Annotated in this window: 11 protein-coding genes and 1 tRNA gene; 3 read left to right on the top strand and 9 right to left on the bottom strand. The window is 51.4% G+C overall.

The window, feature by feature from the left end:
* Positions 1–89: 89 nt before the first annotated feature.
* From cysI to B8880_RS03265, 7 genes are all read right to left on the bottom strand, one after another.
* Entirely contained in the window at positions 90–1,865 is a 1,776-nt protein-coding gene (cysI, locus tag B8880_RS03295; RefSeq protein ID WP_084255999.1) for an assimilatory sulfite reductase (NADPH) hemoprotein subunit, read from the bottom strand.
* A gap of 23 nt (positions 1,866–1,888) precedes the next feature.
* Positions 1,889–3,721: an NADPH-dependent assimilatory sulfite reductase flavoprotein subunit gene (gene cysJ, locus B8880_RS03290; protein ID WP_084255998.1), complete on the bottom strand. Its 1,833-nt coding sequence runs from the start codon at positions 3,719–3,721 to the stop codon at positions 1,889–1,891.
* Positions 3,722–3,742: 21 nt separating this feature from the next.
* Entirely contained in the window at positions 3,743–5,038 is a 1,296-nt protein-coding gene (locus tag B8880_RS03285; protein WP_084255997.1) for a sulfate adenylyltransferase subunit 1, read from the bottom strand.
* 448 nt (positions 5,039–5,486) lie between these two features.
* The gene (cysD, locus tag B8880_RS03280) at positions 5,487–6,416 is read right to left on the bottom strand and encodes a sulfate adenylyltransferase subunit CysD (RefSeq protein WP_084255996.1); all 930 of its coding nucleotides are present in this window, start codon (positions 6,414–6,416) and stop codon (positions 5,487–5,489) included.
* 40 nt (positions 6,417–6,456) lie between these two features.
* Positions 6,457–7,191 (bottom strand): phosphoadenylyl-sulfate reductase, encoded by a 735-nt coding sequence (locus tag B8880_RS03275; protein ID WP_084255995.1) that lies wholly within the window; start codon positions 7,189–7,191, stop codon positions 6,457–6,459.
* Between the two features lie 30 nt (positions 7,192–7,221).
* Positions 7,222–8,709, bottom strand: a complete 1,488-nt coding sequence (gene cysG, locus B8880_RS03270) for a siroheme synthase CysG (RefSeq protein ID WP_084255994.1) — start codon at positions 8,707–8,709, stop codon at positions 7,222–7,224.
* Positions 8,710–8,724: 15 nt separating this feature from the next.
* Entirely contained in the window at positions 8,725–9,714 is a 990-nt protein-coding gene (locus B8880_RS03265) for a sulfate ABC transporter substrate-binding protein (protein WP_084255993.1), read from the bottom strand.
* 279 nt (positions 9,715–9,993) lie between these two features.
* Between B8880_RS03265 and cysT the strand changes: the two genes are divergently transcribed.
* The 3 genes from cysT to B8880_RS03250 are packed head-to-tail and all read left to right on the top strand — an operon-like array spanning position 9,994 to position 12,879.
* Complete coding sequence (gene cysT / locus B8880_RS03260; RefSeq protein ID WP_084255992.1) at positions 9,994–10,827, top strand: sulfate ABC transporter permease subunit CysT; 834 nt, start codon at positions 9,994–9,996, stop codon at positions 10,825–10,827.
* Positions 10,828–10,848: 21 nt separating this feature from the next.
* Complete coding sequence (gene cysW, locus B8880_RS03255) at positions 10,849–11,733, top strand: sulfate ABC transporter permease subunit CysW (protein ID WP_084255991.1); 885 nt, start codon at positions 10,849–10,851, stop codon at positions 11,731–11,733.
* Positions 11,734–11,763: 30 nt separating this feature from the next.
* A complete protein-coding gene (locus B8880_RS03250; protein WP_084255990.1) occupies positions 11,764–12,879 on the top strand; it encodes a sulfate/molybdate ABC transporter ATP-binding protein in 1,116 nt (371 codons plus the stop codon).
* Positions 12,880–12,947: 68 nt separating this feature from the next.
* On the opposite strand, the gene B8880_RS03245 is transcribed toward B8880_RS03250, so the two are convergent.
* Positions 12,948–14,606 (bottom strand): SulP family inorganic anion transporter, encoded by a 1,659-nt coding sequence (locus tag B8880_RS03245; protein WP_084255989.1) that lies wholly within the window; start codon positions 14,604–14,606, stop codon positions 12,948–12,950.
* 256 nt (positions 14,607–14,862) lie between these two features.
* Positions 14,863–14,938 (bottom strand) — tRNA-Lys (locus tag B8880_RS03240).

The following is a 14,938-nucleotide window of genomic DNA, read 5'->3' as shown; positions in this document are numbered from 1 at the left end:
AAAAAAACCGCACTTTACATTTACGCTGACAGTAGCAGCGCTTAGCTTAATGTAAAGTGCGGTTAGGCAAGAAAAGGGGTTACAATATCTTAAGCGACTTTCGTCACGTCCCAAAAATCAATCGCAGCATTGACCACCGGTTTGATAATGCCGCTACGAATGGCAAAATCGCCGAAACCTTCGCCGGATTGACGGTGTTGCGCCCAGTCGCCGATCCAGTTATCCAAGATCTGTAGGATTTCCGTTTCGGTGATGTTCTCTTTAAACAGGCGCGGAATGCGCGTGCCTGCCAAGTTGCCGCCGACGTGCAGATTATAACGTCCGACCGCTTTGCCGACCAAACCGATTTCCGCCAACATCGCACGACCGCAACCGTTCGGGCAACCGGTGACACGCAGCACGATATGCTCGTCGCCCACACCGTGTTTTTGCATTAAGCCGTCGATTTGATCGATAAAGTGCGGTAGAAAACGCTCGGCTTCCGCCATCGCCAACGGACAGGTCGGTAAAGAAACGCACGCCATGCTGTTTTCCCGTTGCGGCGTCACGCTGTCGTCGATCAGTTTGTATTCACGGGCAATCTGCTCGATTTTGGCTTTATCACGGGCGGACACACCGGCGACAATCAGATTTTGGTTGGCGGTCAGGCGGAAATCGCCTTTGTGGATTTTAGCGATTTCACGCATACCACGCTTTAACGGACGGTTCGGGAAATCCAGCAAGCGTCCGTTTTCGATAAACAGGGTCAAATGCCATTTTTTATCTTCCCCTTGCACCCAGCCGATCCGATCGCCGCGTTCATTAAAGTGATACGGGCGGATCGCGTCCAGTTTGGCACCCATGCGGCTTTCGATCTCTTGGGTAAAGGTTTCCATGCCAACCCGTTCAAGGGTGTAGCGCAATTTGGCGTTTTTGCGATCGCTGCGGTTGCCCCAATCCCGTTGCGTAGTCACCACCGCTTCGGCGCACGCCAACACCTTGTCCAAGCCGATAAAGCCCAATTCGCGTGCGGTATTCGGATAGGTTTTGTGATTGCCGTGTTCCATCGACAAACCGCCGCCGACCAGCACGTTAAAGCCGACCAATTTGCCGTTTTCGCCGATGGCGACAAAATTCAGATCGTTGGCATGCAGATCGACATCATTGTGCGGCGGAATCACCACCGTGGTTTTAAATTTGCGCGGCAGGTAATTTTTGCCTAACACCGGCTCGGTTTTATCGCTGGACTCTTTCAACAGCGGTTTGGACAGTTCGGTGGTAAACACTTTCTCGCCGTCCAGCCAAATATCGGCATAGGCGGTAGTTTTCGGCAGCAGATGTTCGGAGATTTTCTTCGCCCACTCGTAGGCTTCGCGGTGCAAATCGCTTTCCACCGGATTGGAGGTGCACAGCACGTTGCGGTTGACATCGCCGGCAGTGGCGATCGAATCCAAGCCCAAGTGGTGCAGCCATTGGTGCATCGGCTTGATGTTCTGTTTCAGCACGCCGTGAAACTGGAAAGTCTGCCGATTGGTTAAACGGATACTGCCGTAGTTGGTGTGTTCGCTGGCAAACTGATCAATCCCCAGCCACTGCTTCGGCGCAATAATGCCGCCCGGCAAACGGCAGCGCAACATCACGTTTTTATTCGGTTCCAGTTTCTGTTCCAAACGTTCGGCACGGATATCGCGATCGTCCTGTTCATACATGCCGTGAAAACGGATCAACTGAAAATTATCTTTGACGAAACCGCCGGTCAATTGCTCGCTTAAATCCTGTGCAATCGTGCCGTGCAAATAGTCGCTGTCGCCTTTCAAACGCTCGTTATCGGCTAACGGTTTATCTTGCCATTCCACCGCTTTGGCGGGTGTTTTTTTATCGCTCATGGTTCACTCCAATCTTAATCCGGTTAATAAACATCACGTTGATAACGTTTGTTCTGTCTTAATTCGTCCAAATACTCGTCCGCCTCTTCCATACTCAAGCCGCCCTGCTCGGAGATCGCCTCCAGCAGCGCCTGCTCGACATCTTTCGCCATACGCGAAGCGTCGCCGCAGACATAAATATGCGCCCCTTGCTGCAACCACTGCCACAGTGCGGCGGCTTCTTGGCGGATTTTATGCTGCACATAAATTTTCTCCGCTTGATCCCGTGACCAGGCAAAATGGTATTTATGCAGATAGCCGTCTTTGGCAAACGACTGCCATTCGATTTGATACAAGAAATCGTCGGTGAAATGCTGATTGCCGAAAATCAGCCAGTTCTTACCGCTCGCCTGTTGTGCCGCACGCTGCTGCACAAACGCACGGAACGGCGCAATGCCCGTGCCGGAGCCGATCATAATAATCGGTGTACTGTTGTCGTGCGGCAGACGGAAATTGTCGTTATGCTCGATAAACACCCGCACTTCGCCGTCCTCTTCGACCCGATCCGCCAGATAGCTCGATGCGCCGCCGGAGCGAATTTTGCCTGCATGCTCATAACGCAGCACGCCCACCGTCAAATGCACCTCATCACCCACTTCTTCTTGTGCCGAGGCGATCGAATACAAACGCGGGGTCAACGGACGCAGCAAACCGAGCAGTTGCTCTGCACTCAAAGTGAACGGATAGGCTTGTAACACGCCGATAATCGGTGTGGTTTGGATATAATGTTGAATCGCAACCGCACTTTTCACCTGTTGGTTCAGCTCGCTATTGCCGACTAAATCGGCATAACCTTTGACAAAGTGCGGGGTGTTTTGCGTGATCTCCAACGAATTGATCAGCGCCTCGCGAATACTGATTTCCGCGCCGTTTAAGTGCACTTTTTCATCGCCGTTAAGCGCAACCGCTTGCAGGATCTCCTCGACCAGCGCCGGATCATTGTTAAACCATACTCCGAGCGCATCGCCCGGCTGATAGTGCAAACCTGAACCGGAAAGGTCGATTTCCAAATGGCGCACATCTTTTTCCGAGCCGCGAGCAGTGATTTTTTGTCGCAGCGATAAGCCGGCGGCAAACGGATTTTCTTTGTTATAAACCGATCTGACCGCACTTGGCAGATCCGTGCCGCCCGTTTGCGCCGTGACCACCGCACTTTGCGTCTGATTTTTCTGTTGCAGCAAGCGGCTGATTTGCTCAATCCAGCTGTCGGCAAGCGCCTGATAATCCAAATCGCAATCTTGCCGATCGCATAAGCGTGTCGCACCCAATTCAACCAGTTTGGCATCAAAATCTTTGCCTGCCTGACAAAAATCCGGATAGGAGCTGTCGCCCAAGCCCAGTACCGCAAATTCGGTCTGGCTCAGGTTCGGCGCTTTTTTGCCGAACAGGAATTTGTACAGGCTGAGCGCCTCTTCCGGCGGCTCGCCGTCGCCTTGGGTGGACGTCACCAGCAACAGCACTTTTTCGTTGGCGATATTTTTCGGTTTGTAATCCGCCGCCGCAACCAGATTGACCTCAAGTGCGGTCGCCGCTAATTTGGCTTTTAACTGCTCCGCCACCTTGCGCGCATTGCCGGTTTGCGAAGCGGAAATAATCGTCACTTGCAACGGCTCAAGTACGGTTTGCACGGCGCTTGCCACCGGCGTAAGCGCACTGCTGACCGCACTTTGTCGGTTCTGTCTGCTTTGCGCCTCGCTCCAACAGTAGCCGGACAACCACGCCAGCTGCAACGGATCCAGTGCGGCAAGGCGCTCGGTCACGTCCGGCGGCAGCGCGATATTTGCTGTTTTTTCAGGCGCTGTTTTTTCAATCGTCATATTATCCCCACAAGTTCAACATCATTCGAAATCTAAAATCATACCCGCCGCAACGGTGTGGTAAGTCGCTTCATCGATCAGAATAAACGAGCCGGTGGCAATATTTTCCTGATAAGTAGTGCAACAAATCGGTTTTTGCAACGTGATGTTCACCTCGCCCAAGTCATTCATATTCAACGTCTGTTTTTCGCTGATATTGGTTAACGTATGTACGTCGAGCACATGATCCACACTGTTGATCTTGGCAAACACCGTCTGCGTGGCGTGTTTTAACAGATATTTGCGCGCCGGATTCAGCGCCCGTTCATCAAACCAGCACAATGTGGCTTGCAGTTTTTTATTGGCTCGGGTGGTTGAATTCGCCGCCAGCAAGGTGTCGCCGCGCGAAATATCGATGTCGTCAGTCAAACGGATCGTCACCTGATCCCCTGCCTGCGCACGTTGCACTATGCCGTTCGGGCTGATGATTTCCCGCACCGTGCTGCTGCGCCCTGCCGGTTCGATCCGCACTTGGTCGCCAACGGCAATGCTGCCGGCTTCGATTCGCCCTTGATAACCGCGAAAATCGTCTTGTTTATCGCTGTCCAAACGCTGCACCAGCTGCACCGGAAAATGGAATTTGTCGCTGGCAAAACTGATGTTGTCGTGTGCCGGCAAGCCTTCGAGAATGCTTAACAACGAACCGCCGCGATACCAATCGGTGTTTTGGCTCGGGTGGACAATGTTATCGCCCTGCAAGGCGGAAACCGGCACAAAGTGGAGATCTTGCCGCAAGCCGAGCTGCGTCGCCAAAGTGCGGTAGGCTGCGCAAATGGCGTCGAATTTCGTTTGGTCAAATTGCAGCAGATCCATTTTGTTGACCGCCACCAAGATGTGCGGACAGTTCAGTTGTTTCAAAATCGCCGAGTGGCGTTTGGTTTGCGGCAGCAATTGCAGCAGTTTTTGTGCAAAATCGAGCTGCGAAGCGTCAATCAACACCACCGCCGCATTGGCGGTCGAAGCGCCGGTCACCATATTGCGGGTGTATTGTTCGTGTCCGGGGGTGTCGGCGATGATAAATTTGCGTTTGGCGGTGGAGAAATAGCGGTAAGCCACGTCAATGGTAATGCCTTGTTCGCGCTCGGCTTCCAAGCCGTCGGTTAAAATCGAGAAGTCGATCACTTCGCTGTTATTTTTGGATTTATCCAAACTCAACAGTTGATCGCTCAACAGTGCTTTGCTGTCGTACAACAAACGCCCGATTAAGGTGCTTTTGCCGTCGTCAACACTGCCGGCGGTGATAAAACGCAACGGCGCGTATTGGTTTAAACTGGTCATTTGTTATTCCTTTTTTATTCCGGTGAAATGTGTTGCTTACTGACTATTTTCAGTATGCGAATTGTCCATATCGTGTTTCGCCGATGGCGACTTACTTTTCTTGATTCACAAAATCATGAACGATTTTGTTCACCCTTCGGGTCGTTGTCAAAGACAACGCTCAAAAGTGATCACTTTTGTGCTCGTGCAAAGCAAAGTAAGCAAAAGAAACACGCCCCGAAAATTTTGCTGATGTTTCGCTTATTTCTAATTTCTACGTTCGATTTGTAAACTCGCTACGCTCGAACAGTACAAATCGAACTTGAAATTCACGAAACCGCTCAACGCAAAATGACGGGGAAAGCACATTGTCATTTCAACAAAGTGCAACATTCATTTTAAAAATAGCCCTGTTTTTGCATGGGACTTCGGCGAGCATTTGCAATGCCGTTATCGTCTGATTTCAGACTTAAAAATACCCTTGTTTTTTGCGTTGTTCCATCGCTGCCTCACTCACCTGATCGTCTAAACGGGTGGCGCTGCGTTCCGAGATTTCAACCACCGCGGTCTCTTTGATAATATCCAACGCCGTGGCGGCGGTGCTGGCGACCGGACAAGTGCAGCTGATGTCGCCGACGGTGCGGAAACGGACGGAAAGCACTTCGCTGCTTTCGTTGGCGGCTTTCGGCGTGATCGCCGTCACCGGCACTAACAAGCCTTTTTTACGCACCACCTCCCGTTGGTGGGCGTAATAAATCGACGGCAATTCCAGCTTTTCACGGGCGATATATTGCCAAATATCCAGCTCCGTCCAGTTGGAAATCGGGAACACGCGCATATTTTCGCCTTTATGCAGTTTGGCGTTATACAACGACCACAACTCCGGACGTTGCGCTTTCGGATCCCATTGCCCGAATTCGTCACGGAACGAGAAGATCCGCTCTTTGGCGCGCGCTTTCTCTTCATCACGCCGCGCGCCGCCCATCAAGGCGCTGAAACCGTGCTCTTCAATGGTTTCCAGCAGCGTCACCGCTTGTGCGGCGTTGCGCGAATCGGTGGCTTTGCGCAGCACCACCGTGCCTTTGTTGATCGAATCCTCAACGTGTCCGACAACCAGTTTGGCATTCAATTTCGCCACTTGCTGATCACGAAAGGCGATCACTTCCGGATAGTTATGTCCTGTATCGATATGCACCAACGGAAACGGCAACGTTAAATCACGTCCCTCCAGTTGGAACGCTTTGCGTGCCAACGCCAGCAACACCACCGAATCCTTGCCGCCGGAAAACAGCAGCGCCGGCTTTTCACACTCCGCCACTACTTCGCGGATAATGTGAATGGATTCCGCCTCCAGCCAATCGAGATGACCGTCTTGTAATTGTTGTGCTGTGTTTGTCATAGCCTTTTCCTTTCTTGTTTTCATAGTCTGAATCTGATGTTTATGCACCGGTGTGTAAACCGCACTCTTTGCTGTCCTTGTTTTCCCACCACCAGCGTCCGGCACGGATATCCTCTTCGGCTTTGACCGGTCGGGTGCAGGGTTCGCAGCCGATGCTCGGATAACCTTGCCGATACAGTGCGTTATACGGCACTTGATAGGTCAAAATGTATGCCCACACGTCCTGTTCCGACCAGTCGAAAATCGGGTTGTATTTGGCGATTTGGCGCGCGCCGTCGGTTTCGTAAAACGGCAAATCGGTGCGCGTCACCGACTGTTCGCGCCGCTGTCCGGTCAACCAAGCATCGGCTTGGCGCAACGCACGGTTCAAAGGCTCAACTTTGCGGATAAAACAGCACTGTTTGCGCAGCTCGATACTTTGGTAAAACGCGTCCTTGCCCTGTTGTTCGACATACTGCGCCACTTGCTGCGGCTGCGGATAGTAGCGCTGGAGTTTCAGTTTCGGATAAAAGGCTTCGATCTGATCCAGCAAAGTCAAGGTTTCAGGATTAAGCCGTCCGGTTTCTAAGGTAAAAATCTCAATTCCGACCGCACTTTTGACGATCATATCGGTGATCACCATATCCTCGACCGCCAAACTGCTGGCGAATTTAACCCGTTGGTGCTGCGTGGCAATGTGCTGCAAGCGCTGCTGCAAATCCTCGATCCGTACGTTTAAATTCGCCAAGACCGCACTTTGCGGTTGCGGAATCTGCCATAAATTCGGTTTAAACATCTCTCTTCCTTATTTGAATTCCTTGAACGGTTACGCCACGTTCTGCCATGATTCGCGGTTTGGCGGCAAGCTGACGGCGGTTTGCCACAAGGTGTCGTGGGTCGAAACAAACTGCGCGTTCCGCTCGCCCGACTGGTCGTCAGGCTGCTCGCCGAACCATGCCAAGTGCGGTTGCAGCGCCACCACTTCGCCGATCACAATCAACGCCGGTTTTTCCGCATCTTCCGCCAATTGCGCCAACTCGCTTAACTTGCCCGACCGCACTTTTTGCTGTGGTAACGTGCCGTGACTGATCACCGCCACCGGCGTATCGGCACGGCGGCCATGCGCCTGCAGCTGTCGGCTCAACTCGGCGGCTTTAATCGTGCCCATATACACCACCAGCGTTTGATTGCCCTGCGCCAAGGTTTGCCACTGCAACGCTTTGCCGTCCGGTTGGCAATGTCCGGTGATAAACATCGCGGTTTGCGCGTAATCACGATGGGTCAGCGGAATGCCGGCATAAGCGGTTGCACCCAGCGCTGCGGTAATACCCGGTACGACACTGAACGGAATACCGGCGGCTTTCAACACCTCCAGTTCTTCGCCACCGCGCCCGAAAACAAAGGGATCACCGCCTTTCAAACGCACGACCCGTTTGCCTTGTTGCGCATAATGCAGCAATAACCGGTTGGTATCCTGTTGCGCAACGCTGTGTTTGCCCGCCCGTTTGCCGACAAATACTTTATCGGCGTCCCGCCGCACCAGCTCCAAAATCGGTTCGGAAACCAGCGCGTCGTATAGCACCACGTCCGCCTGTTGCAAAGTTTGCAACCCTTTCAACGTCAGCAGACCGGCATCGCCCGGCCCTGCGCCGACCAGCGCCACTTCGCCGCGAATCGGAAAATCCCGTTGCAATTGTTGTTGCAGCAGTTGCTCCGCCTGTTGCTGCTGCTGGTTTTCGCTCAGGCGCTGAAATTCCTGATTGGTAAACAGATTCTCCCAAAAACGGCGGCGTTGGGTTAATTGCGCAAACCGCACTTTGACCTTATCACGCCAGCGTCCTGAAATTTGCGCCATCACGCCTAAGTTTTGCGGCAGCAGGGCTTCCAGTTTTTCGCGTAACAAACGTGCCAAAACAGGCGCTGTGCCACCGCTGGAAATGGCGATCTGCACCGGACTGCGATCAATAATCGACGGAAAAATATAGCTGCAACGGGGTTGGTCATCGACCACGTTGACCAAACGCTGCTGCGCTTCGGCGGTTAAAAAAACCTGATGGTTCAACGTGCTGTCGTCCGTCGCCGCAATCACCAAATAGACCTGTTGCAGCTGTTCGGCGGCAAAGGTTTGTGCGATCCAGACAATCTGCCGCTGCTCGGCAAGTTGTTGTAAAGTGCGGTGCAGTTTGGCGGCTACCACGTTGACCTGCGCCCCGACTTTTAACAATGCTTCTATTTTGCGCAGCGCTACATGCCCGCCCCCGACCACCAACACCGGCCGATGTTTCAAATCGACAAAAATCGGTAAATAATCCATTTCGCAGTCCCACTGTTACTGTAAATAAAGCTGATCGAATAATGCGCCGTCAGCAAAATGTTGTTGGTTGATCGTTGCCCAATCACCGAAAACCCGATTGACATTAAAGGTTTCCAGCGCTGGAAAACGGCTTTGATACTCAGCCAAAATCGTCGGATTGGTCGGGCGGAAATAGTTCTCGGCGGCGATACGCTGCGCCGGTTCCTGCCATAACGAGGCGATAAAATCCCGTGCGGTTTGGCTGTTATGATGTCGGCGGGTATTTTTATTCACCTCGGCGACAAACACATCGGCGCTGGCGCTGTAACTCGGATACACCACTTCGAACAGGTCATCGCCCAACGCATGGGCAGCCAGTCCGGCTTCATTTTCCGGCGTAACCAACACATCGCCGACTTGACGCTGGGTGAAGGTGATACTAGCGGCGCGCGCACCGGCATCGAACACCGGAATATTTTTCAGCAAGCGCCGCATAAAATCATGCGTTTGCGCTTGGTCAGAATACTGTTTTTGCGCATATCCCAACGCCGAAAGGTAGGCGTAACGCCCGTTGCCGGAGGTTTTCGGATTGGCGAAAATCACGCTCACATCGGCACGCGCCAAATCGTTCCAGTCGTGAATTCCTTTCGGATTGCCTTTGCGCACCAAAAACACGGTCACGCTGTTAAACGGAATCGCTTGATTCGGGTATTGCTGCTGCCAGTCGGCATTCACCCAACCGTTCTTGACCAAGAGATCGACATCGTTTTGCTGATTGAGCGTCACCACATCGGCCGGCAAACCGTTGCGCACCGCAATCGCCTGTTTGCTCGCGCCGCCGAAAGATTGCGCAATATTCAGATTTTGTTGGGTTTGTGCTTGATAGTATTGAATAAATTGCGGAGCATAATCCTGATAGTAATCTCTAATCACATCGTAGGACACCAGCAGGATCGATTGATCGGCAAGTGCGGTTACGCTGACCGCACTTAGCCACAATGCACTCCATTTGCGTTTAAATTTCATTTAATCCCCACTATTCTCACTGCGGCTCGGCAAAAAGAAGCCACATCGCCAATATGGTTGATAGTTATAAAATAATTTGTTTGGGGCTGAAAATAATAAAAAGTTATAAATTAGTTGCTTTCAGACTATAAGAACTAAAATCTATTTCTTTCCTGATTTTTATTCCTTTTTGAAATAAGTGAGAATTTTATGTTCTTTGCATCACGGCTTTTCCTCCGCCATAGTGACAACCTGAATCCTTTCCCTGATAAAGCAAACGGTGTTTATAGGTGTCGAAAAATGAAGATTTTATATTCAAGAGCGGTTTTGCCGGGCTTTAAAACCAGCTTTGGATTAACCCTGTTCTGGCTCGGTACGATGGTAGTGCTGCCGTTTATCATGTTGTTTTTAAGCACAATTCAGTTGAGTTGGCAGGATTTTTGGCTGACCGTCAGCAATCAACGGGTGATCGCTTCGATTTTGCTGTCGTTTAAAATGGCGCTGATTGCCACTGTAGTGAATGTGATTTTCGGCACGCTGATCGCCTGGGTATTGGTGCGTTATCAATTTAAAGGCAAGTCGGTGGTGAATGCGTTGATCGATCTGCCTTTCGCCCTGCCGACCGCCGTTGCCGGCATCGTATTAGCCAGCCTGTATGCGCCCAACGGCTTGTTCGGGCAGTGGTTTAATCTGTTCGGGGTTAAAATTGCCTTCACTCCAATTGGTATTGCCATTGCTCTGATTTTTGTCAGTTTTCCGTTTGTGGTGCGCGCCATTCAACCGGTGTTAAACGATTTAGACGGTGCGATTGAAGAGGCCGCAACCACACTGGGCGCTAGCCGTTTCACGATTTTACGACGGGTGATTCTGCCCGCACTTTACCCTGCGATCATCGGCGGTGCCGGCATGGGGCTTGCCCGCTCTTTGGGGGAATACGGCTCGGTGATTTTTATCGCCGGCAATATTCCGCTGGTGTCGGAAATTGCGCCGTTGATCATTATGTCGAAACTGGATATTTACGATATGCAGGGCGCTTCGGCGGTAGCGTTTTTAATGTTACTGCTGGCTTTTTTGGTGCTGTTTTTGATCAATCTGTGGCAGTGGTATCTAAACCGTCACTACACCAGCAAATAGTTAGCGAGAAGGAAAGCGAAGATGATTCACCCGCAATATCAAGAAGCCGCTTGGCTACGCCGCCTGCTGATCGGCATCAGCCTGTTGTTTTTAAGCCTGTTGCTGATTGTGCCGCTGCTGGCGATCTTTTATCAGGCGCTGGCTGCCGGTTGGCAGACGTTTCTCAGCGCATTGCAACAAACCGAAGCGCTACATGCGATCAAACTGACCTTGATCGTCGCCGCGATTTCGCTGCCGCTGAATCTGTTTTTCGGCGTGATCATGGCGTGGCTGCTGAGTAATTTTGATTTTAAAGGCAAACAGCTGATCACTACCCTGATCGATCTGCCGCTGTCGGTTTCACCGGTGGTCGCCGGTTTGATGTTCGTGCTGCTGTTCGGTATCAACGGATTGTTCGGCGCATGGCTGGACGCCAATGATATCGAAGTGATTTTCGCCCTGCCCGGCATTGTGTTGGCAACCCTGTTCGTCACCTTTCCGCTGGTGGTCAAATCGCTGTTGCCGAGCATGAAAACGCAGGGCAACAGCGAGGAACAGGCGGCGCTGACCCTAGGCGCTTCCGTTTGGCAGATTTTTTTCCGTGTCACCTTGCCGAAAATCAAATGGCCGCTGCTGTACGGCGCGATTTTAGCCAACGCCCGAGCGATGGGCGAATTCGGAGCAGTGAGCGTGGTGTCGGGCCATATCCGCAATTTAACCAACACCATTCCGCTGCACGTTGAAATTTTGTACAACGAATATCAGTTTACCGCCGCATTCGCTTGCGCCAGCCTATTGGCGTTGATCGCCATTTTGACCCTGCTGCTGCAAAATCTGGTGGCGTATCTGCAAAAAAGAAAACGCAAGCAACCGCAGGCGGCAAGCGATTATATGCTTTCCCGACTGCCGGTCAAAAGTGCGGTTTAGCGCAAAAACGAAGGAGAAAAGAGGCGTTTTATGTCTGTGATTATTGAAAATTTAAATAAAAACTTCGGCGATTTTGCCGCCTTAAAAAATATCAATCTGGAACTGAAACAAGGCGAATTGACCTCGCTGCTCGGGCCGAGCGGCTGCGGCAAAACTTCGCTGCTGCGGATTATCGCCGGTTTGGATTTCGCCGATTCAGGTCAGATTCGATTTGCCGAGCGCAACGTCACCGAACTGAGCGCCGCGCAACGCAAAGTCGGTTTTGTGTTTCAGCATTACGCACTGTTTCGGCATATGACGATTTTTGATAATGTCGCTTTCGGTCTGCAAGTGCAAACACGCCGCCTGCGCCCGCCCAAAAACGAGATTCGGCAGCGGGTAAGCGAGCTGCTGCAACTGGTCAAACTGGAACATTTGGCGAACGCCTATCCCGATCAACTCTCCGGCGGACAGCGCCAGCGTATCGCTTTAGCCCGTGCGTTGGCGGTGAAACCGGAAGTGCTGCTGCTTGACGAACCGTTCGGCGCGCTCGATGCGCAAGTGCGCAAAACCTTGCGCCGTTGGCTGCGCACTTTGCAACATGAATTGAATATTACCACCGTGTTTGTCACCCACGATCAGGAAGAAGCGCTGGAGGTGTCGGATCGTGTGGTGGTGATGAATCAAGGGCGGGTGGAACAAGTGGATTTTCCATCGAATATTTATTATGCGCCGCAAACGGAATTCGTCACCGAATTCGTCGGCGATACCAATGTTTTTCACGGACATTTGGAACAAGACAGTCTGATTATCGGCGAATTTGCCCACCGCTTAAAACCGCAAGTCAGCGCTAAACAACATAACGGAAGGCAAAACAGCGGAAAGCTGCACAACGGCAATCACCATCACGGCTCGACTACCGCCTATGTGCGCCCTTACGACCTGACGTTGTCGCGCAAGCCCGAAAACGCTCTGGCGAAAGGGGAGATCAGCCATATTTATAATATCGGCTTTCTGACCCGTGTCGAGCTGCAAAGCAGCCAAAGCGACCAACCGATTGAAGTCCTACTGACCAAAGAGCGGTTTCAACGGGAAAATTACCAGACCGGCGAAACGGTCTATCTGATTCCGGACAATCTGAATCTGTTCCAAAATATGAATTTGTGATGTTTGAAGCGGCGAAGTGCGGTTTTGACCGCACTTAACTATTTAACTTAGCTATTTAACTTGGCAATTTATTCCTGACTATCTTCAAGCTGTTTCAGTTCGCTTTGTGCGGTGCGTAAGGCATCGTCAAACAGTTTGAACATATTGTGTTCGCCGACCAGCTGGATAATGCCGCCGCGGCGCAGTTTCTGGGTGACATTGTGATTGGCACCGGATAACATCACGTTAACTCCCTGTTTATGCAGGTTGCAAATCACATTCTCCAAACTCTGAATACCGGTCATATCAATAAACGGCACCCATTTTAAGCGGATAATCAGGTATTTCGGATAAGTCTGGCTATCGGCAAGCGCACGGTCAAAATTTTCAACCGCACCAAAGAAGAAAGGGCCTTCGACGGTAAAGACCAACAGCTCTTCCGGCAGTGGTTCTTCACCAATGCGAGCCAACAAATCCGCTTGCGCAACCCGTTTGACTTCCACACTGCCAGCCATGCGGCGCAGGAACAATAATGTCGCTAAAATTACACCGATATTCACCGCCACCACTAAATCGGCAAATACCGTCAAGCCGAAGGTAATCAGTAAAATCGCCACATCGCTTTTCGGCGCACGTTTAATCATTTTGACAAAGCGTTTCGCCTCGCTCATATTCCAGGCCACGACGAATAGAATTGCCGATAAGACTGCCAGCGGGATATGTACCGCAAGCGGTGCCAGCACCAGCAAAATGACTATCAAGGTGATAGAGTGTATGATGCCGGCAAGCGGACTGGTTGCGCCGTTGCGGATATTGGTGGCGGTGCGTGCAATCGCACCGGTAGCGGCAAATCCGCCGAACAGCGGTGCGGCAATATTGGCGATGCCTTGCCCGACCAACTCTTGATTGGAATTATGCCGTGTGCCCGCCATACCGTCGGCAACCACTGCCGATAGTAAGGATTCGATCGCCCCTAACATCGCAATGGTAAATGCAGGCCCGATCAACTCAATCATTTTTGTCCAACTGAGGGTCGGCAGTTTAAATTCGGGCAAGCCTTGTGGAATACCGCCAAATGCCGTGCCGATAGTGCGGACACCGTCAAATTGAAATAAATATTGCACCATGCTGATCACCAATAAGGCAATTAACGGTCCGGGAATCCGTTTGCAGCCGGGAATTTTGCTGCTGTAAAGCACCAACAGCAACGCGGTGACGGCTAAAAGTGCGGTTGTGAAATGAAATTGCGGAAACGCTTGAATTAAATGGAACAGTTTTAAGTGGAAATGATCACCGCTGACACTGGGTAAACCGAAAAAATCCTGCCATTGTCCGACCCAGATGATCACGCCGATGCCGGCGGTGAAGCCGACAATCACCGGTGAAGGGATATATTTGATAATCGCGCCCATACGGGTCAAGCCAAATGCCAACAGGATCACCCCCGCCATTAAGGTGGCAACTTGCAAGCCTTCGATGCCGTATTGCGCCGTGATCCCCGACAACACCACGATAAACGCGCCGGTCGGACCGCTGATTTGTAAGCGGCTGCCGCCAAAGACGGCAGTACAGAAACCGGCGATAATCGAGGTATAAATCCCCTGCTCCGGTTTAGCGCCGGACGCGATGGCAAATGCCATGCCGAGCGGCAGTGCGACAATACCGACGATAATTCCGGCAATGATATTATTAAGCCAATGTTTTCGAGAAAATAAGCCGTTTTTATAGGCTTCGGTGATTGCGAACATTTACAACTGTCCTTTACTTGAAACAGAATAAACAAAGAAGTTGAAATTATACGCCTATCATGCAAATTCACCATCACCGTCCGGATTAATTTGGCAATCTATTGATTTTGCTCAAATCAATATTGTGCCAAACCGCACTTTGTAGTTACAAGGGTAGTTACAAGAGAGATTTTGTGCCTAAGTGCGATCAGCGAACGCTATAGCCATCGAATGAAAATTAAAAAGGAAAGAAGAGAGTGCAATATTACCAGAAGAGTGGTGGGTCGTGAAGGATTCGAACCTTCGACCAACGGATTAAAAGTCCGCTGCTCTACCGACTGAGCTAACGACCC

Origin of the sequence: Pasteurella testudinis DSM 23072, assembly GCF_900176075.1 — a bacterium.
In the GTDB taxonomy this organism is placed as follows: Bacteria; Pseudomonadota; Gammaproteobacteria; order Enterobacterales; family Pasteurellaceae; genus Chelonobacter; species Chelonobacter testudinis.
The sequence above is the reverse complement of the archived record's forward strand: the minus strand, read 5'-3'. Positions and strand labels throughout refer to the sequence as shown.

Coding starts and splice junctions, on each gene's coding strand:
- cysT (WP_084255992.1), top strand. CDS start 9,994: ATGAAGATTTTATATTCAAGAGCGGTTTTGCCGGGCTTTAAAACCAGC.
- B8880_RS03275 (WP_084255995.1), bottom strand. CDS start 7,191: ATGTTTAAACCGAATTTATGGCAGATTCCGCAACCGCAAAGTGCGGTC.
- cysG (WP_084255994.1), bottom strand. CDS start 8,709: ATGGATTATTTACCGATTTTTGTCGATTTGAAACATCGGCCGGTGTTG.
- cysI (WP_084255999.1), bottom strand. CDS start 1,865: ATGAGCGATAAAAAAACACCCGCCAAAGCGGTGGAATGGCAAGATAAA.
- cysJ (WP_084255998.1), bottom strand. CDS start 3,721: ATGACGATTGAAAAAACAGCGCCTGAAAAAACAGCAAATATCGCGCTG.
- B8880_RS03265 (WP_084255993.1), bottom strand. CDS start 9,714: ATGAAATTTAAACGCAAATGGAGTGCATTGTGGCTAAGTGCGGTCAGC.
- B8880_RS03285 (WP_084255997.1), bottom strand. CDS start 5,038: ATGACCAGTTTAAACCAATACGCGCCGTTGCGTTTTATCACCGCCGGC.
- B8880_RS03245 (WP_084255989.1), bottom strand. CDS start 14,606: ATGTTCGCAATCACCGAAGCCTATAAAAACGGCTTATTTTCTCGAAAA.
- cysD (WP_084255996.1), bottom strand. CDS start 6,416: ATGACAAACACAGCACAACAATTACAAGACGGTCATCTCGATTGGCTG.
- cysW (WP_084255991.1), top strand. CDS start 10,849: ATGATTCACCCGCAATATCAAGAAGCCGCTTGGCTACGCCGCCTGCTG.
- B8880_RS03250 (WP_084255990.1), top strand. CDS start 11,764: ATGTCTGTGATTATTGAAAATTTAAATAAAAACTTCGGCGATTTTGCC.